This is a genomic window from Bacillus sp. (in: firmicutes) (assembly GCA_017656295.1).
Lineage (GTDB): Bacteria > Bacillota > Bacilli > Bacillales > JACDOC01 > JACDOC01.
This window is the reverse complement of sequence record JACDOC010000007.1, coordinates 23,981-48,584: the sequence shown is the minus strand read 5'-3', so window position 1 is coordinate 48,584 and position 24,604 is coordinate 23,981. Positions and strand designations below refer to the sequence as shown.

Annotated in this window: 29 protein-coding genes; 25 read left to right on the top strand and 4 right to left on the bottom strand. The window is 38.7% G+C overall.

What is annotated here, in order from left to right:
* Nucleotides 1-25 precede the first annotated feature (25 nt).
* From H0Z31_08025 to H0Z31_07975, 11 genes are all read left to right on the top strand, one after another.
* On the top strand, nucleotides 26-1,399 hold the full coding sequence (locus H0Z31_08025) for an aspartate aminotransferase family protein (protein MBO8177385.1): 1,374 nt from the start codon (nucleotides 26-28) through the stop codon (nucleotides 1,397-1,399).
* Complete coding sequence (locus tag H0Z31_08020) at nucleotides 1,374-2,072, top strand: CoA transferase subunit A (GenBank protein MBO8177384.1); 699 nt, start codon at nucleotides 1,374-1,376, stop codon at nucleotides 2,070-2,072. Before H0Z31_08025 ends, H0Z31_08020 begins: the two co-directional genes overlap by 26 nt.
* Nucleotides 2,057-2,743, top strand: coding sequence for a 3-oxoacid CoA-transferase subunit B (locus H0Z31_08015; protein MBO8177383.1), 687 nt, complete (start codon nucleotides 2,057-2,059; stop codon nucleotides 2,741-2,743). Before H0Z31_08020 ends, H0Z31_08015 begins: the two co-directional genes overlap by 16 nt.
* A complete protein-coding gene (locus tag H0Z31_08010) occupies nucleotides 2,740-4,008 on the top strand; it encodes a peptidase (GenBank protein ID MBO8177382.1) in 1,269 nt (422 codons plus the stop codon). The genes H0Z31_08015 and H0Z31_08010 overlap by 4 nt, the downstream gene beginning before the upstream one ends.
* A 135-nt stretch (nucleotides 4,009-4,143) precedes the next feature.
* Nucleotides 4,144-5,568 (top strand): aldehyde dehydrogenase family protein, encoded by a 1,425-nt coding sequence (locus tag H0Z31_08005; protein ID MBO8177381.1) that lies wholly within the window; start codon nucleotides 4,144-4,146, stop codon nucleotides 5,566-5,568.
* A 68-nt stretch (nucleotides 5,569-5,636) separates the two neighbouring features.
* The gene (gene ablB, locus H0Z31_08000; GenBank protein MBO8177380.1) at nucleotides 5,637-6,485 is read left to right on the top strand and encodes a putative beta-lysine N-acetyltransferase; all 849 of its coding nucleotides are present in this window, start codon (nucleotides 5,637-5,639) and stop codon (nucleotides 6,483-6,485) included.
* Between the two features lie 42 nt (nucleotides 6,486-6,527).
* The gene (locus H0Z31_07995; GenBank protein ID MBO8177379.1) at nucleotides 6,528-7,967 is read left to right on the top strand and encodes a sigma 54-interacting transcriptional regulator; all 1,440 of its coding nucleotides are present in this window, start codon (nucleotides 6,528-6,530) and stop codon (nucleotides 7,965-7,967) included.
* Nucleotides 7,968-8,097: 130 nt separating this feature from the next.
* Nucleotides 8,098-9,495, top strand: coding sequence for a lysine 2,3-aminomutase (ablA, locus tag H0Z31_07990; protein ID MBO8177378.1), 1,398 nt, complete (start codon nucleotides 8,098-8,100; stop codon nucleotides 9,493-9,495).
* A gap of 5 nt (nucleotides 9,496-9,500) precedes the next feature.
* Nucleotides 9,501-9,815 carry a YokU family protein gene (locus H0Z31_07985; GenBank protein ID MBO8177377.1) on the top strand — a complete coding sequence of 105 codons (315 nt, stop codon included), beginning with the start codon at nucleotides 9,501-9,503 and terminating at the stop codon, nucleotides 9,813-9,815.
* A 78-nt stretch (nucleotides 9,816-9,893) separates the two neighbouring features.
* Nucleotides 9,894-10,127 carry a YozE family protein gene (locus H0Z31_07980; GenBank protein MBO8177376.1) on the top strand — a complete coding sequence of 78 codons (234 nt, stop codon included), beginning with the start codon at nucleotides 9,894-9,896 and terminating at the stop codon, nucleotides 10,125-10,127.
* A gap of 128 nt (nucleotides 10,128-10,255) precedes the next feature.
* Entirely contained in the window at nucleotides 10,256-10,930 is a 675-nt protein-coding gene (locus H0Z31_07975; GenBank protein MBO8177375.1) for a hypothetical protein, read from the top strand.
* A gap of 7 nt (nucleotides 10,931-10,937) precedes the next feature.
* Here the strand turns inward: H0Z31_07975 and H0Z31_07970 are convergent, their stop codons facing one another.
* Complete coding sequence (locus H0Z31_07970; protein MBO8177374.1) at nucleotides 10,938-11,087, bottom strand: hypothetical protein; 150 nt, start codon at nucleotides 11,085-11,087, stop codon at nucleotides 10,938-10,940.
* A gap of 133 nt (nucleotides 11,088-11,220) precedes the next feature.
* Between H0Z31_07970 and H0Z31_07965 the strand changes: the two genes are divergently transcribed.
* From H0Z31_07965 to H0Z31_07955, 3 genes are all read left to right on the top strand, one after another.
* Nucleotides 11,221-11,391, top strand: a complete 171-nt coding sequence (locus H0Z31_07965) for a YozD family protein (protein ID MBO8177373.1) — start codon at nucleotides 11,221-11,223, stop codon at nucleotides 11,389-11,391.
* 148 nt (nucleotides 11,392-11,539) lie between these two features.
* The gene (locus H0Z31_07960; protein ID MBO8177372.1) at nucleotides 11,540-12,310 is read left to right on the top strand and encodes a sporulation protein; all 771 of its coding nucleotides are present in this window, start codon (nucleotides 11,540-11,542) and stop codon (nucleotides 12,308-12,310) included.
* 132 nt (nucleotides 12,311-12,442) lie between these two features.
* Nucleotides 12,443-12,784, top strand: coding sequence for a hypothetical protein (locus H0Z31_07955; GenBank protein MBO8177371.1), 342 nt, complete (start codon nucleotides 12,443-12,445; stop codon nucleotides 12,782-12,784).
* A gap of 35 nt (nucleotides 12,785-12,819) precedes the next feature.
* Here the strand turns inward: H0Z31_07955 and H0Z31_07950 are convergent, their stop codons facing one another.
* Nucleotides 12,820-12,972, bottom strand: coding sequence for a hypothetical protein (locus tag H0Z31_07950; protein ID MBO8177370.1), 153 nt, complete (start codon nucleotides 12,970-12,972; stop codon nucleotides 12,820-12,822).
* 163 nt (nucleotides 12,973-13,135) lie between these two features.
* Here H0Z31_07950 and deoD point away from each other — a divergent pair, with 163 nt between their 5' ends.
* From deoD to H0Z31_07915, 7 genes are all read left to right on the top strand, one after another.
* The gene (deoD, locus tag H0Z31_07945; protein MBO8177369.1) at nucleotides 13,136-13,840 is read left to right on the top strand and encodes a purine-nucleoside phosphorylase; all 705 of its coding nucleotides are present in this window, start codon (nucleotides 13,136-13,138) and stop codon (nucleotides 13,838-13,840) included.
* Nucleotides 13,841-14,008: 168 nt separating this feature from the next.
* The gene (locus tag H0Z31_07940) at nucleotides 14,009-14,806 is read left to right on the top strand and encodes a M15 family metallopeptidase (protein ID MBO8177368.1); all 798 of its coding nucleotides are present in this window, start codon (nucleotides 14,009-14,011) and stop codon (nucleotides 14,804-14,806) included.
* A gap of 123 nt (nucleotides 14,807-14,929) precedes the next feature.
* Nucleotides 14,930-15,505, top strand: a complete 576-nt coding sequence (locus H0Z31_07935) for a YitT family protein (GenBank protein ID MBO8177367.1) — start codon at nucleotides 14,930-14,932, stop codon at nucleotides 15,503-15,505.
* Nucleotides 15,506-15,573: 68 nt separating this feature from the next.
* A complete protein-coding gene (locus H0Z31_07930; protein MBO8177366.1) occupies nucleotides 15,574-17,070 on the top strand; it encodes a S41 family peptidase in 1,497 nt (498 codons plus the stop codon).
* 111 nt (nucleotides 17,071-17,181) lie between these two features.
* Entirely contained in the window at nucleotides 17,182-18,153 is a 972-nt protein-coding gene (locus H0Z31_07925; protein MBO8177365.1) for an LCP family protein, read from the top strand.
* A gap of 98 nt (nucleotides 18,154-18,251) precedes the next feature.
* Nucleotides 18,252-18,644 (top strand): hypothetical protein, encoded by a 393-nt coding sequence (locus tag H0Z31_07920; protein MBO8177364.1) that lies wholly within the window; start codon nucleotides 18,252-18,254, stop codon nucleotides 18,642-18,644.
* On the top strand, nucleotides 18,644-19,561 hold the full coding sequence (locus tag H0Z31_07915) for a GTP-binding protein (GenBank protein ID MBO8177363.1): 918 nt from the start codon (nucleotides 18,644-18,646) through the stop codon (nucleotides 19,559-19,561). Before H0Z31_07920 ends, H0Z31_07915 begins: the two co-directional genes overlap by 1 nt.
* Nucleotides 19,562-19,597: 36 nt before the next feature.
* On the opposite strand, the gene H0Z31_07910 is transcribed toward H0Z31_07915, so the two are convergent.
* Complete coding sequence (locus H0Z31_07910) at nucleotides 19,598-19,840, bottom strand: DNA alkylation repair protein (GenBank protein ID MBO8177362.1); 243 nt, start codon at nucleotides 19,838-19,840, stop codon at nucleotides 19,598-19,600.
* Between the two features lie 85 nt (nucleotides 19,841-19,925).
* Here H0Z31_07910 and H0Z31_07905 point away from each other — a divergent pair, with 85 nt between their 5' ends.
* The 3 genes from H0Z31_07905 (at nucleotide 19,926) to H0Z31_07895 (ending at nucleotide 21,518) form a co-directional block, all read left to right on the top strand.
* Nucleotides 19,926-20,198, top strand: a complete 273-nt coding sequence (locus H0Z31_07905; GenBank protein ID MBO8177361.1) for a hypothetical protein — start codon at nucleotides 19,926-19,928, stop codon at nucleotides 20,196-20,198.
* A gap of 64 nt (nucleotides 20,199-20,262) precedes the next feature.
* Nucleotides 20,263-20,400 (top strand): hypothetical protein, encoded by a 138-nt coding sequence (locus tag H0Z31_07900; GenBank protein ID MBO8177360.1) that lies wholly within the window; start codon nucleotides 20,263-20,265, stop codon nucleotides 20,398-20,400.
* A 386-nt stretch (nucleotides 20,401-20,786) separates the two neighbouring features.
* Entirely contained in the window at nucleotides 20,787-21,518 is a 732-nt protein-coding gene (locus tag H0Z31_07895; GenBank protein ID MBO8177359.1) for a sporulation protein, read from the top strand.
* Between the two features lie 65 nt (nucleotides 21,519-21,583).
* On the opposite strand, the gene H0Z31_07890 is transcribed toward H0Z31_07895, so the two are convergent.
* The gene (locus tag H0Z31_07890; protein ID MBO8177358.1) at nucleotides 21,584-22,987 is read right to left on the bottom strand and encodes an FMN-binding glutamate synthase family protein; all 1,404 of its coding nucleotides are present in this window, start codon (nucleotides 22,985-22,987) and stop codon (nucleotides 21,584-21,586) included.
* 131 nt (nucleotides 22,988-23,118) lie between these two features.
* Here H0Z31_07890 and H0Z31_07885 point away from each other — a divergent pair, with 131 nt between their 5' ends.
* Nucleotides 23,119-24,603 (top strand): spore germination protein, encoded by a 1,485-nt coding sequence (locus H0Z31_07885; GenBank protein MBO8177357.1) that lies wholly within the window; start codon nucleotides 23,119-23,121, stop codon nucleotides 24,601-24,603.
* Nucleotide 24,604 lies beyond the last annotated feature (1 nt).

Genomic DNA, 24,604 nt, shown 5'->3' with positions numbered 1-24,604 from the left:
GGAAGGAAAGGGGAGGGGGGCGCTTGTGCCACGTTCACGACTAATTAAACCAATTATTGACCGGACGTACTCGGTCATTGACTACGGAAAAGGTGTTTACTTATACGATATGAACGGTAATGAGTACTTAGATGCCTGTTCTGGAGCAGTAACAGCCAATATTGGTCATGGTGTTGAAGAAGTATTACATGCAATGGCTGAACAAGCAAAAAAAGTAACGTTTGTTTACAGGTCCCAATTTTCAAATGCACCAGCAGAGATATTAGCATCTAAACTATGTGAATTAACAAATGAAATCTATCCTTGGGTTTTTTTTGTCAACAGTGGATCGGAATCGACCGAAACCGCCTTAAAAATTGCTGTCCAATATTGGCAGGAAAAGGGGTTGCCCCAAAAAAGAAAAATCATTTCGCGCTGGATTAGTTATCACGGAATTACGTTAGGGGCCTTATCCATGTCCGGTCACTCTACCCGAAGAGAACGTTTTGATGCCATTTTAGAAGCGTGGCCTGTGATTGAACCTCCTTACTGCTATCGCTGTCCTTTTGATAAAACCTATCCTTCCTGCCGTCTTCATTGTGCAAATCAGTTAGAAACGATGATTAACCGTATAGGTGCTGATCATATCGCTGCCTTTATCTTTGAACCGGTTATTGGAGCTTCAGGAGGTGCCATTACACCTCCGGATGGATACTTGGAGCGAATCCAAGAGATATGTCGAAAACATAACATACTCCTTATTGCTGACGAAGTGATGACTGGATGTGGTCGGACTGGTTTCATGCTCGCTTGTGATCATTGGAATATACGACCGGACATTGTTACATTAGGAAAAGGTTTGAGCGCTGGATATTCCCCATTAGCTGCTGTTTTAATGACTGATCAAGTCATGGAGCCTATATTAAAAGGGTCAAAAATGATCATGAGTGGTCATACGTATAGTGGAAATCCATTATCATGTGCGGCTGCATTAAGTGTATTAAGTTATTTAGAAAAAAACCGAATCATCGAAGGGGTACAAGAAAAAAGTGATTACTTTACTCAAAACTTGCATCAATTAAAGCAAAAATACAACTTTATCGGTGATATACGAGGGAAAGGGTTGCTTTGTGGAATTGAGTTTGTTCAAGATGTGGCAACAAAATCACCATTTCCTCAGGAAGCCCTTTTTACAAACATGGTCCTTGAGAAAGGGTTTGAAAATGGAATTATTTTATACCCTGCTTCTGCTGGACTTGATGGAAAACACGGGGATGCCATATTGGTGGCACCGCCATTAACGATTACGAAAAAAGAAATCGATGAACTTATGACGCGTTTAGAAAATGTATTTATTGATATAGAAAAAGAGCTTTCGAAAAAGGTGGGTAACGATGGGGAAGGAAAAGAAAAATCATAAACTAGCTTCAATTGACGAAGCGTTAACTTATTTTTATGATGGGATGTCGATTATGTTCGGGGGGTTTGGAGGAGTAGGTTCTCCGCCTACGCTTATTCATTCTATTTGGGAAAAAGGAGTAAAGGACTTAACACTTATTGGTAACGATACAGGGTTTCCCAACATAGGTATTGGACGCTTAATTACAGCTGAGCGAGCAAAAAAAATTATCGTGTCACACATTGGTTCCAATCCCAATGCAGGAAGGTTAATGACAGAAGGAAAGCTAGAAGTAGAATTTAGTCCGCAAGGGATATTGGCTGAAAGAATACGGGCAGGTGGAGTCGGTTTAATCGGAATTTTAACAGATATCGGATTGGATAACGAATGGTTGTCGAAAGGAAAAACGTTTGTTCAAATTAACGGAAAAGACTATGTATTTGAGCCAGCATTAACAGCGGATGTCAGTATCGTCTATGCCAAAAAGGCCGATCCATTAGGGAACCTTGTCTATGACAAAACGGCCCGAAATACGAACCCACTAGTTGCAATGGCAGGCCACTATACGATTGTGGAAGCAGAGGAAATTGTCCCGGTCGGAGAGCTATCACCTGAAGAAATTGTCACGCCAGGTGTATTTGTTGATATGATAATCCGATCGGAAGGGGTGAATTGGAAATGGGCATGGGAATAGAAGCGCGACATCGAATGGCGAAAAGGGCTGCAAAAGAAATTCAGCCAGGTATGGTTGTCAATTTAGGGATTGGGATTCCGTCCCTGATACCGAATTATTTACCGAGTACAGAAGGGATCTTATTTCAAGCTGAAAACGGAATTTTAGGAATGGGGCCAAGCCCAATAAAAGGAGAGGAAGATGCCCATTTATGTAATGCTGCTGGATTTCCAGTTACGTTACTTCCTGGTGGAAGTTATTTTGACTCAAGTATTGCTTTTGGCATCATCCGAAAAGGGAAAATCGACATTACCGTTCTTGGAGCGTTACAAGTAAGTCAGAAGGGTGATTTAGCAAATTGGATTGTACCAGGAAAGCGGGTGCCAGGAATCGGAGGAGCGGTTGAACTAGCCGCTAAAGCTAAGAAAGTTGTGGTCGTGATGAGTCATACGAGTAAAGACGGCCAATCGAAAATTGTTCCCAACTGTACGTTGCCATTAACGGCGAAGAAGTGCGTGGATCTGATTATTACGGAGAAGGCGGTTTTTCGATGTACATCAAAAGGGTTGGAACTGATTGAAATATATGCAGATGTGACGTTAGAGGAATTGAAAGAAACGACAAATGCTCCATTTGTCATATCGCATTCTTTAAAAAAATTGGGTGAAGGGGAAGTGGGGGAGAGCCAATGAATGACATTCAACAAAAAATCCACCAATGGCTTCAACATCATCGCGATGATGGGATTCGGTTATTACGACGGCTCATACAAGAAAATAGTACACGAGGAAATGAAGGAAAGGCGCAAGCGATTATTATAGAAAAGTGTCGGGAATTAGGACTTTCGCTAGATATTTGGGAAGTAGATATCAATGAAGTACGTTCCCATTCGTTTTTCCGTTGCGATCGTCATGACTTCTCAGGAAATCCTAATGTCGTTGCCTTGTGGAAAGGGACAGGTGGAGGAAAATCTATTATTTTAAATGGACATATCGATGTCGTTCCTGAAGGAAATGAAAACGATTGGATGTTTGACCCTTATGGTGCACACATTCAAAACGGAAAGCTGTATGGACGAGGTTCTACGGATATGAAAGGGGGAACTGTCAGTCTTCTGTTAGCGATTGAGGCGTTGAAAACGCTCGATATTCGCTTAAAAGGAGATGTGATTTTTCAAAGCGTTATTGAAGAAGAAAGTGGAGGAACCGGCACCTTATCCGCTTTAGTGAGAGGATATACAGCGGATGCTGCCATTATTCCTGAGCCAACTAATATGAAACTATTCCCTAAACAACAAGGTTCCATGTGGTTTCGAATAACCGTGAAAGGAAAGGCAGCCCATGGGGGAACAAGATATGAAGGTATAAACGCGATTGAAAAAGCGATGTACATTATTCAAGGGTTACAACAATTAGAAAAAAGAAGAAACGAACGAATCACGGACCCGTTATATGATGGAATCCCCATTCCTATTCCGATTAATATAGGTAAAATTCAAAGTGGGACATGGCCTTCATCTGTGCCCGATGTAGCTATTATTGAAGGAAGAATGGGAGTGGCACCTAATGAGACTTTACACGAAGCAGAACAAGAAATGGAGCAATGTTTAAAACAACTGATGGAACAAGATGAGTGGCTCAACCAACATGCTCTAAAATTAGAATGGTTTGGTGGTCGTTGGCAACCAGGAGATATTGAGATCGACCATCCCATCATGAAAACTGTGGAAAAAGCATTTCAACAAGTGATGGGTTATTTGCCAATGATTGAAGCTTCTCCATGGGGAACGGATGGTGGCATTTTGTCTAAAGGTGGCGGCATTCCTGTCGTCGTTTTTGGCCCAGGTACGACAGAGTTAGCACACGACGCCAATGAAAGTATTGTCCTCGACCGAGTGTTTGAAGCGGCCGAAATTATTGCGTTAACAATGATCGATTGGTGTGGTCTCGAAGAGTGAAAAGATGATTAAGAAGGAATTAATGAAAAGTTCAGTAAAAAGTAGGAATTGTTTGACGTTTTTATCCAATCGTTTATAGGATAAAAGAGTAATAGAAAACATCCACCCTTCGTTTACGCTTAAGGAGGTTTCGAAATGAAGCAGTTGTTATGGATTAACGGAGAACACGTGGAAGGTGAGATATCCGAACCACTATTCTCCCCATATTCTAAAGAAATGATAAGTGAAGTAGCGAGAGCATCAAAAGAACAATTTCATGAAGCGATTCAAGCAGCACATGAAGCGTTTCCTACATTTAAATCCATACCAGCTTTTAAACGGGCTGAAATTTTAGAAAAAGTGGTTGCTTTTTTAAAAAGAGACCGCGAGGAATGTGCTCGTCTGATTGCCCAAGAAGCAGCAAAACCAATAAAAACTGCCTTGGCGGAAGTCGACCGAACGATAATGACGTATACGTTTGCAGCACAAGAGGCTAGACGAATATACGGGGAAACGATTCCGCTAGATGCGGCTCCTGGCGGCGAAGGACGCGTTGCCTTTACAGTCCGAGAACCACTTGGTGTGGTTGCGGCGATCACTCCGTTTAATTTTCCAATGAATTTAGTTGCCCACAAAGTGGGACCAGCGATTGCCTCAGGAAATACCGTCGTGTTAAAACCGGCAAGTCAAACCCCTCTAAGTGCGTATCGAATTGCGCATTATTTCCATGAGGCCGGCCTTCCGAGAGGAGTTTTAAATGTCGTTACAGGTAGCGGAAAAATTGCCGGGGAAGCGTTTGTTAAGGACGAGCGGGTGAAAATGATTACATTTACCGGTAGTCCTGTAGTAGGAAAATGGTTAAGAGAACATGCTGGATTAAAACGTGTTACCCTTGAACTTGGTTCCAATTCGGCTGTCATTGTCGATGAAGGGGTAAATATTTCTAACATAGTTCCTCGCGTTGTCACAGGGGCATTTACGTACCAAGGTCAAGTTTGTATCTCTGTCCAACGCATTTTTGTACATTCATCCTTGTATGATTCCTTTGTTGACCAATTTGTCAAAGAAACAAAAAAACTTACGTTAGGAAATCCACTCCATCATGAAACCGATATTTCCGCGCTGATATCAGAAGAAGAGGTCGAACGTATCCAAAATTGGATTCAAGAAGCTGTTAACCATGGTGCGAGGCTCGAATATGGTGGTAAAGTAATCAATCGTATGTTGCAACCAACTGTTTTATTAAATGCTTCATTATCTGACAAAATTTCATGTCAAGAAGTTTTTGGCCCCGTGGTGCATATTAATCGTTTCGATTATTTCGATGAGGTGATTGAGGCAGTGAATGATTCCTCGTATGGGTTACAGGTAGGGGTGTACACAAATGATGTAAATAAAGCCTTTCGCGCATCCCGTGAATTACACGTCGGTGGAGTCATGATTAATGAAATACCAACCTTCCGTGTCGACCATATGCCATATGGTGGAGTGAAAATGAGCGGAATGGGGCGCGAAGGAATTAAATACGCTATTGAAGAGATGACTGAAATCAAACTGATCAGTTTTAAACTAACTGAATGATAGCAACTTTTTTCGGCTGATGACACCTTCATCAGCCCTTTTTATCAGGGGAAGGGAGAGGAATTTTTATGGACCAAACGGTGATGACGATTCGACAACCTCGTTTGTTCGCGAAAGTTTACGTTGATTTGTTTAATAAACGCATTCGTGTCGATGATTATCGGGGAAATGTTGAAGACTTGATTACATGGATTGAACAAGCAGGGAAAGACCAAGGGATAGAGAAGTTAATTGTTAAACTGCGATGGGAACATCATGCGATCGCGCTAGCCAAAGGATTTGTTTTAGAAGCGATTGTTCCTGGATATTATCATGGCAGTGATATGTTCTTTTTTTCTAAATTTTTAAGGAGTGATCGTCGATCCAGTGATCTGTGGACAAAGGAAGATGAAATTGTAGCTTCTGTTATTTCTGATGGAACCCCTCCAATGAAGAAAGAAATCAATGGAGTTATTCGGCGTGCAACAAAATCCGATGCCTATAACTTATCGTCCTTATACAAAGAAGTGTTTCAAATTTATCCTGTTCCACTTCATGATTCTTCCTATATTGAAAAAAGTATCGATCAAGGAACGATTTTTTATTGTATCGAAATAAACAACACAATTATTTCCGCCGCGTCAGCAGAAGTGAATCAGACATATAAAAATGCCGAATTAACTGATTGCGCGACATTACCTTCTTATCGAAAAGGTGGATTGATGAAAGAGCTTCTTTTTTCACTTGAGCAAGAGTTGAAGAACAAACAAATTTTTTGTGTTTATACGATTGCCCGTTCCCTTTCTTACGGAATGAATGCCGCCTTTTCTCAATTAGGCTATACGTATGGAGGAAGGTTAGGGAATAATTGTTATATTTACGACAAGTTAGAAGATATGAACGTCTGGTATAAACAATTAGGTGGTGCCAAAAATTAAGCACCAATGCTCAATTTTTAGTACGAGAAAGGGGGATGATTCGTGCACGATGACTTATTAGCTGTTTTTTCGGAAGTATTAAATAATATTGATGAAGGGATTCATCTGGTAGACCCTTATGGCTACACTGTTTTTTATAACGATGTTTCCGCTAAATATGATGGATTACATTCAAAGGAAGTATTAGGAAAACATGTGCTTGATGTTTTTCCATCGTTAACGAAAGAAACAAGCACGTTGTTAAAAGTATTAACAACGAAAAAACCAATTGTAAACCAAGTTCAGTCATATGTAAATTTTCACGGAAAATGGATTGAAACGGTGAATACAACCATTCCTTTATTTGTAAAAGGGAAATTAGCCGGTGCGGTTGAAATTGCTAGAGATTATTCAAAATTAAAACAACTGAATGAAAAGCTCATCGACTTACATCAACAAATGAAGAAAACAACCAATAGAACAGAGGTATCCACTTCCTCTTACCATTTTCACCATATTATAACAAAGCATCAACCTCTTTTGGATATGATTCAATTCGCTAAAAAATTAGCTGTTTCTGAAAGTCCTGTATTAGTAGTTGGAGAAAGTGGGACAGGGAAAGAATTATTTGTTCAAGGTATACACCATTCGTCCCTCAGGAGAGACCAACCTTTTATAGCCCAAAATTGTGCCGCCCTTCCGGAGTCATTATTAGAAAGCATTTTATTCGGTACGGCAAAAGGAAGTTATACAGGTGCAGTCGAACGTCCTGGATTGTTCGAGTTAGCAGACGGCGGCACATTATTTTTAGATGAAATTCATACGATGCCCATTGCATTGCAAGCGAAACTATTACGAGTATTAGAGGACGGTCTAGTCCGTCGCGTGGGGGCCCTTCAAGCAAAAAAGGTGAATGTTAGAATCATTGGAGCGTTAAACATCAGCCCGTTGGAAGCGGTAGAAAACAATCAATTACGCTTAGATTTATACTATCGATTAAATGTACTCATGTTCGAATTACCACCGCTTCGTCATCGAACAGAGGACGTCCCATTGCTTGTGGAAGCGTTTATCAACGAATGGAATCGAAAGCTAGGAAAAAAGGTAAGAGGAATGATCCCATCATTACTTTCATTCTTTCAACAATATGAATGGCCTGGAAACGTTCGCGAATTAAAACATACGGTGGAATATATGATGAATGTATGTGAGGACGAATGGTTAGAGGAACATCATTTACCCCCCCTGTTACTAAAAAGGGTTAGAGAAAGCTATAACTTCCAATCTGTTAAGCAAGGTCGAGTCAAACAGCAAGAAGAATGGCCAGTACCATTACAGCAAATCGTTCAGAAAACAGAGAAAGAATGGATTGAAAAAGCGTTACAAAAGGTAAACGGAAATGTGAAGCAAGCGGCAAAACTTCTTCAAATACCAAGACAAACGTTACAATATAAAATAGGAAAATATAAAATTCATGTCAAAGAGTTTTGTGCCAATATTTAGGCGTTACAGTGGATGTTGTTTGCCCCCCAGCTTGAAGCCGGAAGTAATGATTTCACCTTTTTTGCTAATCGGTTACCTTTGGTATATCTCTTGCATGTAATAATAGAAACACGTTGTTGGGGGGATACGTATGAAAATGGATCTTTATCGGCCAAAGCGTCATTGGAAAGACATCGAATTATGGAAAGATGTAACAGAAGAACAATGGAATGATTGGTTGTGGCAGCTGACCCATACTATTCGCACGCTAGATGACTTAAAAAAAGTCATTCATTTAACACCGGAAGAAGAAGAAGGGGTTAAAATTTCAACAAAAACGATTCCTTTAAATATTACTCCATATTATGCCTCGCTGATGAATCCGGATGACCCACGCTGTCCCATTCGTATGCAATCCGTTCCGATATCAAGTGAACTTCATAAAACGAAATACGATCTCGAAGACCCTCTTCATGAAGACGAAGATTCACCTGTCCCAGGACTCACTCACCGTTATCCAGACCGCGTGCTCTTTTTAGTCACGAATCAATGTTCCATGTATTGCCGTTATTGTACACGCCGGCGGTTTTCCGGACAAATTGGAATGGGAGTTCCCAAGAAGCAGTTAGATCGAGCGATTGACTATATTCGACAAACACCGGAAGTCCGAGATGTGTTGCTGTCTGGTGGAGATGGTTTGTTAATTAATGACCAAATTTTAGAGTACATTTTAAAAAAATTGCGCGAAATTCCGCATGTAGAAATCATCCGAATCGGTACGCGGGCACCAGTCGTCTTTCCTCAACGTATTACCGAAAACTTATGTACTATTTTAAAAAAATATCATCCGATTTGGTTAAATACGCATTTTAATACATCGATAGAAATAACGGAAGATTCGAAACGTGCTTGTGAAATGTTAGCCGATGCCGGTGTACCGGTTGGGAATCAAGCTGTTATTCTAGCTGGAATCAATGATAGTGTACCAATTATGAAAAAACTGATGCATGATTTAGTTAAAATACGCGTTAGACCTTACTATATTTATCAATGTGATTTATCTGAAGGAATAGGGCATTTCCGAGCCCCGATTTCTAAAGGGTTAGAAATCATTGAAGGGTTAAGAGGACATACTTCCGGTTATTGTGTACCAACGTTTGTTGTAGACGCTCCTGGTGGTGGGGGAAAAATTGCCCTCCAACCAAACTATTTAATTTCCCAAAGTGCTGACAAAGTCATATTGCGTAACTATGAAGGCGTCATTACATCTTATCCAGAACCAACGAATTATGTCCCAGGTCAAGCCGATGCTTATTTTAAAGAAATCTATCCGGATATCGATCAAAAACAATCAAATACGGGTATTGCTGGTGTCATGAATGAGAAGCATTTCAATCTCGTTCCGGAAAACTTACAACGCTTAAAGCGTCGAGAAACGTTTGAACAAGATCCGAATCATCAGTCACTAAAAGATTTCCGAGAGAAACGAGACCAACTAAAAGAGAAAAAATACCAAGCCCATTTAAAAAAGATCGAGGAAAAGGAGTAAAAAAGATGCCTAAATGGGAGTTAAAACCGATTTGTGATTGGTGCCAAAGTGAACAGGTTGTAGAAGAACAGCAAACCGTTTATTGGGAGCTACCTGATGGATCTCGAGCGATTGCGATAAATGAAACGCCTTCTGTACGTTGTAGTGAATGTGGAATGATTTATCAACCGGAATCGATCATTCGTGAAATCGAAGACCAACTTTTTTTAATCGATACGTCGTCCATCCAAAAAGAAATCAATTTTCAAAAACTATTGCAAATACCTCGTTTATTGAAGCGGAATTATTTTGCTTTTGATGACGATGATACCTGTTCATAATGCACAGGACCCCTTTCTTTACGAATGGTTTATCATTCGTTATAGTGATAGAAAAAAGAATTAAAGGAAGGCGTCTATATGAGAAAGTCATTTTATCACTTTTTAATGAAATTTCGCGATTCGAATCCAACCGACGAACTAGCTGTATTTGCCAATCATGTATACAAAGACCATAGCTTTCCAAAACAATCTTCTTCTTACGATGAAGTAAGTAGGTATTTGGAATTAAACGGCGACTACCTACCTAGTATGACCGTTTTCGATCAAGTTTGGGAAATTTATGTCGCCGATGAAATAAAAAATTGCCCTTAATTAAATAAGGGCAATTTTTTGTTTTGTTTAAAAATTCTGAATATAATTCACCTTTTTACACAACCGAAACTTGTCCGCGCGCATATACTAATATATCATCGAAAGTTTCCGTGAGGAGATGGGCAAAAGTGGGGAGTCGTAAAAAACCGAAATTCAAAGTAGGTGATACGGTTGTCATAACGATTTACGGGACTGTTGGTAAGATTACTGCGATTAAAAAACTTGAAAATCAGTACGTTTATGAAATAAACAAAAGTGATGGTTTATTTCGAGAACATTGTTTATCTTATTTAAAAGATTATGAAGGAAAGTTGATCAAAAAAGAAACAATTGATATTCACTATAAATTTTACTTCGGGGATATAGTAACAGTAAATGGGTATAAAGGAGATATTTTTAAAGTAGTTGGTTTTCGGACAGAAATTTGGAGATACAAAGAAGACGCATGGGAAGATGTGATCTATGAATTATCTCGTTTGTCAGATGGAGAGTGGTTAGAAGCTGGAGAGGAAGAATTAACCCTTATTGGTGATTCAACATCTTCATCTTCGCATTCTGTCAGTAAACAGTACGAACTCCATTACCCCATACAACACGGAGAAAAAGAGTTTGCTTCCCTTCCAGAGAAAAAAGACAATGAAAAGTCTTCTTTCCAAAAAGAACAAAGGAAAAAAGCAATGATTGACCGCTTACTAGATGCTTATAATGATTATAAAATGCTATACGAAATATTTCAGGATGAATATTATTTAGCCGTTTTACAGCAAATTCGTGACTATTTAAAGAAATACAGCAGTGGCTAATGAACCTTTACAATAAATTTATGGCAAGAATAAAAACTGGAATGGCTAATAGTAAAAATCCTCGAAACAAAAAGGTTAATAAAAACTCCATCCAAACCAAAATTTGTTCTTCTCCTACAAATGATTCCGATTGATTTGTTACCGTTATTTGTTTCATCATTCTCCTCCTTCGAGCTTGTCCTTTTATTCTCATCTTTATGACGTGGTAAAAGTATTTATTCCAATAAAATATTTCACACATATCCGAAGGGGCATGAACATAAAATGTAAACAATAAAGGAGGCGGTTGTATGCGTGAGATGGAGGTATACATTGATACGGAAGAAATTGCGGAATTCTTTTTTCGACATTTAACGGAAAGAGGGTATGTTCCAAGTGAGGAAGAATTAGCGGAGATCGCCGACATAACGTTTGATTACTTAATTGAAAAATGTATCATTGATGAAGAGATTACTGATTGATGGAACAACAGCCCTTGCTAAAGGGCTGTTTTTATTGGAACAATAAAATCATTGTATTTTTGAAACCTCTTTGTGATTTATTCGTACATTAAATAAAATAAAATAAAATAAGGGTAAAAACGTACCGAAGAAAGGAGAGGATTAGTTGATGTCGTTTTTTAACAAAGTCTTTGCAAGTCTCGGTATTGGTGCTGCTAAAGTAGATACGAAGTTGGAAAAAAGTAGCTATCATGCTGGAGAAAAAATGAAAGGTGTCGTAGAAATACATGGTGGAAATGTTGAACAACACATTGATGAAATTTATTTAACGATTCATACCACGTATATTCGTGAATCAGATGATAAAAAATGGACGGACTATGCAACTATTGAACAAATTCGAATTACTGAGTCGTTTACGATTGGTCCAAACGAAGAAAAAATCATTCCATTCGAATTACAACTACCCATTGATACACCGGTGACGTATGGTAACACACGTGTTTGGGTCGCTACAGGGTTAGATATTAAAAATGCCGTTGACCCGAAAGACCAGGATTATATTGAAGTGAAGCCAAACCGTTTAACTGACGCTGTTCTTTCGGCGCTAACCGATTTAGGTTTCTATTTACGAGAGGTAGAATGCAAGGAAGCACCGCATTCGCTTAGAAAAAAATATCCGTTTGTTCAAGAATTTGAATTGATTCCTGTAAATGGTCCGTTCCGTGGAAAATTAGATGAACTGGAAGTAATGTTCTTTCACCATTCTACATCTGAATGTGAGATTATTTTAGAAGTCGACCGTCGTGCACGAGGTCTTGGAGGGTTTTTAGCAGAAGCATTAAACTTAGATGAATCTTTAATTCGCTTAACCATTCAAGAAAGTGATGTTCCAAAGTTAACCAACAATTTTCAAGAGATTATTACTCGTTATACATAAATATTTTTTAGACTCTTCATATGGAAGAGTCTATTTTTTCTTTTCGACAAAAAAAGAATTATTTTGATAAAGGAATCGACAAAGTCGTTGCCTAACTTACCTATATAAATAAAGGGGAACGAGGTGGTATATTTGAAAGTCTTTCGTCGATTTCGTAAGTATACGGAAAAATATAATGAGTATGATGTAACGATTTTTCAAACACCGCAATTTGGTCAAAAAAAAGGGTATCGGCAAGTGTACCGTTTTTTTATCCATAGTACCGATCATGAAACATTAATAAGCCAAGTGTTCCGAATGTTTAATGTACAAGACTTAGTACCGAAAGATTATAGAGGACGATATTTAGGGACGGGAGATATTGTATTTATCGACGAAGGACGTAACGGGCACTATTACTATCAACTGCAAACAGGAGGGTGGAGACAAATACATCGTGTACATCTTCGACTGGCCAAAAAACAGACGAGCTAAAAAAACAACTCGGTTGATACGACCGAGTTGTTTTTTTAATAATCTCTTAAATGATGTCCAGGTGAATTTTTCCGTTTGGCTGCTGATTGTTCTTTCCCATGGGCTTCATGTTCAGCAAGCATTTGTTCTTCTGGAATATGATTATTTTTTTTCGGCTGATTCACTCGATTACGGTGTTTTTTTCCCATTTTTTGACCTCCCTTGATCGTCTTAAGCGTATGTGGATCGGCAAACAGTTGTGAACGTTTTTATTTTTCCCGTAATTGAACAGAATATGATTAGATGTCATTGCATCCAGCAAAAAAACCAAGTACAATGGTCGTGCTAAAGAAAAACCAAGGAGGTTAAACAATGAGTATTCATATTGCTGCAAAAGAACATGAAATTGCTGACACGGTGTTATTACCAGGGGATCCACTCCGAGCGAAATACATTGCTGAAAAGTTTTTAGAAAATCCTGTTTGCTACAATGAAGTTCGAAACATGTTCGGATTTACAGGTACATACAAAGGAAAGCGTATTTCTGTTCAAGGAACAGGGATGGGGGTACCTTCTATTTCTATCTACATTAACGAATTAATGCAAAGCTATAACGTTCAAAAGTTAATCCGTGTAGGTACATGTGGTGCCATACAAAAAGATGTTAAAGTTCGTGATGTTATTTTAGCTATGTCCGCCTCAACAGATTCCCAAATGAACCGTTTAACATTTGGTGGGGTAGATTACGCACCAACTGCGAACTTTGAATTATTAAAGAAAGCGTATGATGTGGGAATGGCCAAAGGGTTAGACTTAAAAGTAGGTAACGTGTTTACAGCCGATATGTTCTATAATGATAATGCTGAACATGAGAAGTGGGCGCAATACGGCATTTTAGCAATTGAAATGGAAACGGCCGCACTATATACGTTAGCCGCGAAGTTTGGCCGTCAAGCGTTATCAGTTTTAACGGTAAGCGACCATATTTTAACAGGAGAAGAGACAACAGCGGAAGAGCGCCAAACAACATTTAATGATATGATTGAAGTTGCTTTAGAAGCGGCGATTCAAGAGTAATACCGTTGTGTCATTCCTAATTGGAATGGCACTTTTTTTACATACCAAATATCTTATATAGGTGTGCTATAATATATAGAGCATAAATGATGATAGAAAGAAAAAGGTGAAATTATGAATAAATGGATAGGTAGCATCGTATGCCTATTTCTACTAACAAGCTGTAACATGGTTCAAGAAGAAAGCCCCATTACTGAAAAGAGTTCGGTGGAGGAACATGAACAAGTCACCGATCAAGAAACGGAAGCACCAAAAGATGTAACTTCTGATCCTAAACCAGAACAAGAGGAAATACTAATTGATGAACCGGATGAAAGCATCCTGTCGTTAGAAGCGCAATATTTTAATCAAGTAGAAGAAGTCGACGGGAAATTATTCATTACGAATGCTGACAATATCCTTGCGTTAGTAAATAAAACGTTTAGTTTACCTTCTGACTACGTACCTGCCAACCTTGTACGTCCGGATGTACCATTTGCCTTTGGGGATTTATTATTAGAAAAAAGCTATTTACGAGAAGATGCGGCCCAAGCATTAGAAGAAATGTTTCAAGCCGCTAGCCATGAAGGATTGGAGTTATATGCGGTCTCAGGGTATCGTTCGTATGAACGACAAGAAGCGATTTTTCACGCAGAGGTCGAGCGAGTAGGAGAAGAACAAGCGGCTATGTCTGTTGCATTTCCAGGGATGAGCGAACACCAAACCGGTTTAGCCATCGACATATCCTCGCCTAATGTGAATTATATTTTAACCGAACAATTTGGTGAAACACCTGAAGGATTATGGTTGGCTGAGCATGCCCATGAATTTGGATTTATTTTGCGATATCCAAAGGGGAAAGAATCGATTACTGGATACAAATATGAGCCGTGGCACTTTCGCTATGTCGGTAAAGAAATTGCGAAAATTCTTTATGAAAACAATTGGACGTTAGAAGAATATTTTGAAGTGGTTAAACCAATCTAATCGGAAGATGATCTATCTTCAGACGAAGTAAGGAGATCTTCTCTGTACACCTATTTTTCGTACAAGTCCCCCATGCTTCATTCATAAACTATATTAAATGACAATGAGTGGGGGATTATTGGAATGGTAATAAAGGGGCTACATATTTTTCTTGGGTGCTTTCTTATTGGAATCGGAATCAATGGATTTTTTGTTCCCCATCGTTTGTTAGATGGCGGTATGATTGGTCTTGGCTTAATATTACATTATACGATTGACATACCAGTTGGATTGACCATGATATTCTTAAGTATCCCGCTCTACTTGTATGCATGGACATACGAGCGACCGTTTTTTTTTCACAGTTTAATCGGTTTAGTTAGTTCCTCTTTATGCATTGATTCCTTGCGTCCTCTCAGTGAATGGATTGTATTACCATTATGGATCAGTGCTCCCCTTGGAGGGAGTTTTGTTGGCATTGGCATCGGGTTAATGTTGATTGTCCATACAAGTACAGGGGGGACGGACCTTTTAGCGCAATGTATAAGTAAAGCTTACAAATGGAATGTTGGACTTTGTATTTTTATCATTGATGCGGTGGTCCTTTGTATTGGTTGGCAAATTGTCGGAACGGAGCGGTTTTTGTTTTCGTTACTTTCCGTTTCGGTTATTGGTTTTTTTACATCGTATTTGACCACAAATATAACTTATCAACATTAATTGTACTTTTAGGATATAAAAAAAACTGTTAAAATGAAGAAGTTAATATTTGACGTATGTACATAGGGATGAAAGTGGTGATGAGCATGGAACAGCAAAATCACGAAGTGTTAAACGAAGGGACGAACAAACAATATTTGAAAATTAAAAAGTTTCATTTCGTAATGCTGATGTTTTTTGTCGTATTTTTAACGGCAGGAATTACAATTGTTGCCCTTGCATTTGGAGACGAAAAAGCCGTTCAAGTAGGAGTCGTCGAACGTCAAGAATTTCACAAATTGTATGACGCCTATGATAAATTAAAAAAGGAATACTATCGTCCACTAGACGAAGAAACGTTAATTAATGGAGCCATTGACGGGATGATTGAGGCGTTAGATGACCCGTACTCTGATTACATGAATGAGGAAGAAGCAAGAAGATTCCATGAAAGTATTACTTCTTCTTTTGAAGGAATAGGTGCAGAAATACAAGAACAAGATGGCTTTATTATGATTGTGTCCCCACTCAAAAACTCGCCAGCGGAAAAAGCAGGCTTAAAACCAAATGACAAAATTTTAAAAGTTGATGGCAAATCGATTCAAGGAATGAGTGTAACAGAAGCGGTGATGCTCATCCGTGGGGAAAAAGGAACAGAGGTAACATTAACCATATCTCGTCCAGGCATGGAGGACACAATGGACGTAACGATCGTCCGTGATACGATTCCATTAGAAACCGTTTATGCCGAAATGATGGATCATGGAATCGCAAAAGTACAAATTACAAGCTTCTCGGAAAACACATACAATGAGTTGCTTGATGCTTTAGATTCCATGGAAGAACAAGGAATGAAAGGATTAATTATTGATCTACGACAAAATCCGGGTGGGCTCCTTGATCAAGCGTTGAAAGTCTCTAATCTTTTTGTAAAAGAAGGAGAAGTTTTGCTCCAAATTGAGGATCGCAACGGAAAGCGGGAGTCCTATTATGCCGAAGGTGGAAAAAAAGTAGATGTACCAGTAGCTGTCGTAATTGATAACGGTAGTGCGAGTGCGTCGGAAATTTTAGCGGCAGCTGTGAGTCAATCCGCCAATATTCCATTGATTGGAGAAACGACGTTTGGTAAAGGAACAGTCCAATCGGCTGCAGATTTCTCTGATGGATCAAATATGAAAATTACAACAGCAAAATGGTTAACACCTAACGGAACATGGATTCATGAAAAAGGCATTCAGCCTGATTATGAAGTGCAACTTCCTCCATATGCGAACTTACCATACATTCAACCGGACAAAGAGTTAAAGGTATCGACTTTATCCAAAGATGTGAAAGCGGCCGAAGAAATGTTACAAGCATTAGGGTTTACACCAGGAACAGTAGATGGGTATTTTGACGAGCAGACTGAACAAGCGGTTATGGCTTTCCAAAAAGAAAATGAGCTAGAACCGACGGGAGTGCTTACAGGATCATCAACCGTTCAATTGATGGAACAAGTTCGGCAACTGATCATCGACAATGATACCCAAATACAAAAAGCGATGGAACTGTTAATGACAAATACGAGTACGGAAGAAAACGAATAGGTGACGCGTCTTTAAGATGCGTCACTTTTTTTTGTTGAAAATGAAATCGAATTGAATAAAGTATGACCCCACTTCCAACAATGAGAATACATCCAATTAGGGGGTGATGTTATGAAACTGCGGGTAATTCTTGCTATTTTAGTATGTGGATGGCTTTTCCAGACATACCTTCATGATCATGCTACGTTCACTGATCCTGAAAGAGAACAACCTTCTCATTCCAAAAATTCTCCTCTTGTACCGTTGTCCTCCGAATTAGAAGCTCCTAACAAACAAGAGAAAGATCCAGCTGTTCCATCACATAAAAACATCAACTTTTTAATAATTGGAACGGATCAACGAAATGATGAACAAGCGAGAGCAGATGTACTAATGGTAGGAAATTATGATTCATTCAAAAGGTCGTTAAAAATCATTTCTATTATGCGCGACAGCTATGTACCAATTCCCGGAGTAGGATTAAGTAAAATTAATCATGCATATTATTGGGGGGGAGCAGAAATGCTCAAAACGACCATTGAAAAAAATTTTCAACTCTCGATTGACTACGTCGTGACCATTAATTTTCAAGGGTTTATTCACTTGATGGACGTTTTGGTACCTGAAGGACTAGAAGTAAACGTAACGTCTGAAATGATTTCATATTATCAATGGGACAAATCTCCGGGAGTACAAACATTACACGGAAAGGAACTATTGGAATATGTCCGTTTTCGAAAAGATGGGCAAAGTGATTTCGGACGTGTCGAACGTCAACAGGAAGTGTTTTTGCAAATTTTTCAAGTTGTAAAAGATGAAATTATCACCAAAAAAAATGTACCACTCCTTTTACAACTAGTTCGGAAATGCACTCATTATGTAGAAACAGACGCCTCATTTGTAGAACTTGTTCAGCTCGGTTTAACGTTCCTCTCGAATCCAATAGAAACGGTTGAAACATTGCGTATTCCTGTTCCAAATTCGTACCAAAATAAAAGAACTGCATCCGCAGGTTTAGTGTTAGATTTTGACCTGGAAGAGAATTTACAAGCGATTCGCCTATTTTTACACGGTCAAGAATCCTTGTCGTTGTCAGACCATTAAAAACACAACGTAATGAAGTTTGTTTCATTGTCATACGGACTAGAATTCGATAGAATAACAATTTGAGGTGACTTCGAGAAGCAACATGAGGTGGTCATATGAGGCAACTGACAAGCATGAACGAAGAGGTTAAGTCTCGGATGATTTCGTTTGAACGACAATGTGAACAACTTTGTCAAGATTTATATCATCAGTATCGAGATTGTTTTAAAAATTCCGGTGAACTCGTCGTTGATTTTTTACGGAAAAAGAAATGTAAAATAGCATCTGCCACCGAAATGTTTGACCCAGGATATGAATCGTTTATTGAAATAGGAATCGAACGAGACGAAGAGTTTTATTCTTATCAATACATTACCATTTGGAAGTGTCGGAACGAATGGTGCCAACGAATAGGTTACTCAACTCCGTTTTCGATTGAGGAACTAAGGCAAACGATTGTTCACACGATTGAAGAAATGATGACCGATGAAGGAGAGGAACAAGTTTAATGGGGAAGCTAGTGGAAGTTTATCTTTTGTCTGGGTTTTTAGGTAGTGGAAAAACAACGTTACTCAAACATTTGTTGAAAGAAGAACAAAAACAAGGGAGATTTCCCGCGGTATTGATGAACGAACTTGGAGAAGTCTCCATTGATTCAAATGCGATAGACGACCGGACTCCTTTAAAAGAGTTGATGGGGGGCTGTGTGTGTTGTACGTTATCGGATCAAGTAGAAGCTCAAATTGCGGATTTATTACGTACGTACCCTATTGATGCTATTTATATTGAAACAACGGGGGCAGCCCACCCAGTTGAAACGTTGGATGCTGTCATGTCCCCCCTATATGCTGGGCAATTACAATTTAAAGGTATCATAACAGTCATTGATGTGCTACGGTGGAAGGAGAGAAGTCAATTATCACCACAAGTGTTGCAGTTATATCATGAACAAATTGCTCATGCGGATTTACTTATCGTTAATAAAACCGATCTTGTTTCAGAATTCGAATTAAGTACGTTCGTGTATGAAATTCAACAAGTAAATTCACACGCCACTTGTGTTTTTACGCAACACGCAAACATTTCGATCAATCAATTAAAGAAGTTAAAGCGAGTTCAACAAGGGCATCATGAAACAACCCATCATCACCATCTTCATTTACAATCAGTAGTCTATGAATTTTCGAAACCGATTGAACAAATCCAATTTGAAGAGTGGATTCGGTCATTACCGTCTACTGTTTATCGGATGAAAGGATATGTGGCCTTTACCCATTCTTCATATCCATTTTTGTTTCAATATTCATATGGAATGCCTGTTTATATGCCAGAATATATGAAAATGCCTTTAACTTTAGTCATTATCGGAGAAGAATTGGATCAAGAAAGACTGTATTCGCAATTAAAAAAGTTAGAACAAAGTTGATACACATCCCAAATATGCATGTGTAATACAGTCTAATTATTTTTGTTCGCCAAATTTAATAAATGTCCGTTCATCTTCAATGAGTCCACAGGCAGCACATTGAACTTTTAAATGGGGACCCCGATATGGTGTATGAAACGGATCTAAATGCCCATTCTCGTATTGTTGAACGACTTCTCCAGTCATTGGATCTAATTTGACTGCCGTAGGGACTTGTTCTATTAAGTTAAAGCGTGTACGGTTTGTTTTACAATTTGGACAACGGTATGGTGAAGACATCGTATACCTCCTTTACGGTAGATGAATAAATCAATTTTAGTATTTATCACAAGTTCTTTTTTATGTATAAGAAAGGGAGATTGTGTTGGATTTTAACCATTTACTTAATCAATATGCTAAACTTCTTCACCTTTCCCTATCGAATGAGGAAGACGCTGACGCGAAAAGTCGATTATATAGTTTAATGAAAACTGAACTATTGGATGAGCGAACGCATCCGCGTCTTCGGATAAAACCAGAGGAAAAATATTACATAGCTATTAAGCGCGTGCTTCGTGGTGAGCTTTCTCAGAACGATCAACTATCGCTTATCCAGTTGTATACACACACGTTAGACGCGATAAAATCTTCTAAATAATTTATTTATTACAGAGACAGCTTTTTCTACGTTCAAGCTGTCTTTTTTACTTAGGCTATGTTATATGTCATTGTTGTTTTTTAGCAAGTTATTCACACGGCGGCGACTCCTGCGGGAACAAGAAGCCGCAAGACCCATACTTGAGCGTAGCGAGGGAAGCGGCTTGCGGCTTGCCCGCGGAAAGCGTCCGCCACAAGCGTAATGTATAAATATCAACAGTATCGTTTAATAGAGCCTTTACTTAATAGATAGAATTGTTATGAAATTTGTTCTTTTGTTATATGACAGCAAAAATTGTTAGAAAACTAGGAGACAGAATAACTTGTCAAGGGTGAATTCCGATATATTTATTGGGATAGTTGAAAAAAATTTAATTCTTTAGATGAAATTTGTATTGTTTCTAATTATTTCTTTAAACCACTAGAACCATTGAGTTACTTCTTTTTCAAGAAACTAAACGCCTTCCTTATTTCCTCTTTCATCCATTCCAAAATTGACTCATCACTCTTTAACAATCGCTTATCAAATGTTACAAAAATACGATGATATGATGATGGTGCAAACAAAAACGTCGGAGGTAATAAAAAGATGAAGAAAAAAGCGTTGCTTTCAACTGTTACTTCGTTCGCTTTACTTGTTTCTCCGCTAGTGGGAAAAGCTGAAGCCGCACAAGGTCATATGACTACGCATGGAAAAGTGTATGTTTACCAAATGACCGACAAGGACGTTCAAAAGGTTCATCAATGGATTGATGACATTTTAGCAAGCTATCAATCAAAAAATTCGAAGTTCTATAAGCAAATTCCAGTAGAAGAGGGGACACAGCCTAAATGTACAGAGGTTCCTAAAACGATTCAAGTTCCAGAATCCAATTCAACTGTGACAACGCCACCACAACAAGTGCCATCGGTCAATCAGCCAACAAACTCCTCTTCATATGAAGTAAAAGCGTTTGAACAAAAAGTAGTTGAATTAACGAATAACGAAAGAGCAAAATACGGACTTCCAGCATTAACTTTCGAACCGGAGTTAGCTAAAGTTGCACGTGAAAAAGCGAATGATATGGCTCGTAATCACTATTTTTCTCATACAAGCCCAACGTACGGTTCTCCATTTGATATGATCAAGCAATTTGGTATTAGCTATCGAACAGCTGGAGAAAATATTGCAATGGGTCAACGCTCACCAGAACAGGTAGTAAACGATTGGATGAACTCGGAAGGGCATCGTAAAAACATTTTAAATCCGAACTTTACCCATATCGGTGTTGGATATGTAGAAAATGGTCATTATTGGACACAAATGTTTATTGGAAAATAAATCCCATCGTCGACTGTACGTGTAAGGACTGGCATCTACCAAGCGGGGCCAGTCCTCTTTTCTATTTATTCACTTTGCAAAGGATGAAACGTATATGGGATATGGGCATCTTGGGCTAAGTCTTTATCATACGTCACTAAGTCATCGCGCGTTAATTCCTTTAATGAAGTTTTGCCCATCGCCCGTAAAGCCATTTTCATTTCTTCCGTACTAGAATAGAGGAAACGATAGGCGGCATCCGCACCTTTTTGTATATTAAATTGATTAGCAAATTTTCCGTTGTACCAGACCATTTGTGTAGGTGGCTCAAATGGAAGCGGCTTAACGCTATGGGCGTGACTTAAGGCAAATAAAATGGCCGAACCGACATAAATCGCATCGGCTCCTAGAGCAAGTACTTTTAAAAAATCACCGGGAGAAGAAAGGCCGCCCGAAACAATGAGACTAACGTCTTCCCTTTTTTTGATCGATTTCAAATATTGGTCAGCCCTTATCAAAGCATGTAACGTCGGAATTCCAAAATCGTCTTGTAAAATCGGTGGGGCATCATGAGTACTTGCTTGGCCGCCATCAATCGTAATAAAATCCACGCCTATTTGTAATAAATGGTATATATCTTGCTCAATTTTACCACCAGCCATCATTTTGACGCCAATTGGAATACCTTTTGTAAAAGTTCGTAATTCGTCAATCAGTTCTTTAAAATCCTCTAATGTTTGATTTTCAAAAAATTGTTCATGGATAATGGCATCCTCCCCATCTTGTAAGTTCATCACCTCTCGTGCTCTCCCTTTTAACTTTTCAGGAGGAATCACCGAACCCATACCTGCTAAAGCTCCTTGTCCGAATTTTATTTCAATCATATCGGCGTTTTTTATATGCTCTTCTTCTTTTGCCCATTCCGTTTTGGAAAATTGCAAAATATAGTATTTGGCATGTTGCCGTTCTTCTGGTAGAATGCCCCCTTCACCACTATTAATAGCGGTATCCATCCTTGCAGAGGCTTGTGCTAACGCAATTTTTGCTTGTTCACTCAATCCAACTCCATACGCCATCCCGGTAATCATTAAAGGAATGCCAATTCGTAAAGGCTTTTTAGCCTTTGGGCCAATAAATACTTTCATATCGATTTCTACATTTTTATCAATCGGAAATGGGCCGGTTTGAGCTGGAATAAAGGTAATGGCATCAAAACTGGGCCACTCACGAACGGATCCAAGCGGGCGGTGAAGTACTTCCGGGCGTTCAGCACGCAAACTATTTTCGATAATTCTTAATAACCCGTACTTTTTCACACCTGGTATTAATTCAGTGATATTTTCTTCATAAGAGTCAGTAATCACTATTTTCCCCATGGAGTGAACGATGTTTTTCACAATCCTTTTCCAACCGAACAAGAGGATTAGAAAACCAATAAGGTGGACAGAAACAATCGTCAAGATGATGATGAAAATCAATTCGTTGGCCATATCTTTTCAAACCCCTCTATCGATTCCTATCCTTAATGTTCCCTGGAAAGCAAGATTTACCCATCGCGCATAATTGTTACCTATAAGTAGATAATAGGGACTACAGGATGAAAAAAAGGTGGGTTTCATCAATGGTTATGAAGTGGAAGAAAAATAAGCTTTTCTCAAAGCCGACAACTACGAAACAACAGTCTAATGATATGAAATGGAGCTACTCTTTAAGAGATAATTTAGAGCTTTTACAAAATCAGCTTCAAATTGCTAATTTAATTCATCGGCAATTTCTTATTAACCATACAAAAGAAGCAGCGATTTTGTTTGTGAAAGGTTTGGCTGATGAGAAAAAAATTCAAGAGAAAATTTTACACCCGCTAATGTATGAACACCACTCTGATCAATTTAATCCACTTGCAGCATTATATGAATATAATGAAGTCAAGGAACTAAAATTAGAGGATATTATAGATAAGTTATTACACGGGGATACAATTTTAATCATTGATGGATTGAATAAACTGTTTGTCTTTAACACGACAGGTATACCGAAACGTTCCATTGAAGAACCGCAAACGGAATCGATGTTAAAAGGAATCCATCAAGGGTTTATTGAGGTTATTGAAGACAATATCTCGATGATCCGCCAGTTCATCGATGGTCCCCAATTGAAAATAAAAAATTTCCAAGTTGGAAGTAGAAAAAAGAATACGATTGCGATTATGTACTTACAAGACCTCGTTCATCAGGATGTGGTAAAAGAATTAGAGAAACGTATTCAACAATTAAACGTCGATACGTTGTTAACCATTGGAACGTTAGAAGAATTAATTGAAGATAATCCTTACTCTCCGTTGCCGCAATTCATTTCAACAGAACGTCCGGATACGGTAGGCATGCATTTATTACAAGGAAGAATAGCGATTTTAATAAATCATTCATCGGCTGTTTTAATTGGCCCCGCTACATTTTCTTCATTTTTTCATACTGTTGATGACTATAGTATTCGCTGGAATGTCACCTCTTTTATTCGGGTGTTACGATTTATTGCCTTTTATTTATCGATTTTATTACCATCTCTTTATATCGCGGTCTTATCGTTTCACTATGAAGTCATTCCGATTAATTTATATGTGTCGGTGGCAGAATCACGTGAAGCCATTCCGTTTTCACCAATTATTGAAGCGTTTATTATGGAAATCACATTAGAAACGTTAAGAGAAGCAGGGTTACGTTTACCAGCCCCAATCGGACAAACGGTTGGGATTGTTGGTGGTATTGTTATTGGACAAGCAGCAGTTGAAGCTGGGCTTGTAAGTAATATCATGGTCATTATCGTAGCGCTTACGGCGATATCATCGTTTATTTTACCAAATCAAGACTTTGCGGCAGGAGCACGAATTCTTCGATTTCCGTTTATGATTATTTCCGCTCTTTTTGGGATGGTAGGAATGATGTTTGGGGTTATGATTTTGATTGGGCATGTAATTTCACTAGAGTCTTTAGGAACACCGTATGGAAATCCATTCGCTCCTACTCGCTTTAAACATTGGGGAGATTTAATTATACGATTACCAAAAACGGGAAATAAGTTAGTCGAAAAGGCCCGTCGAGACAGTTAGG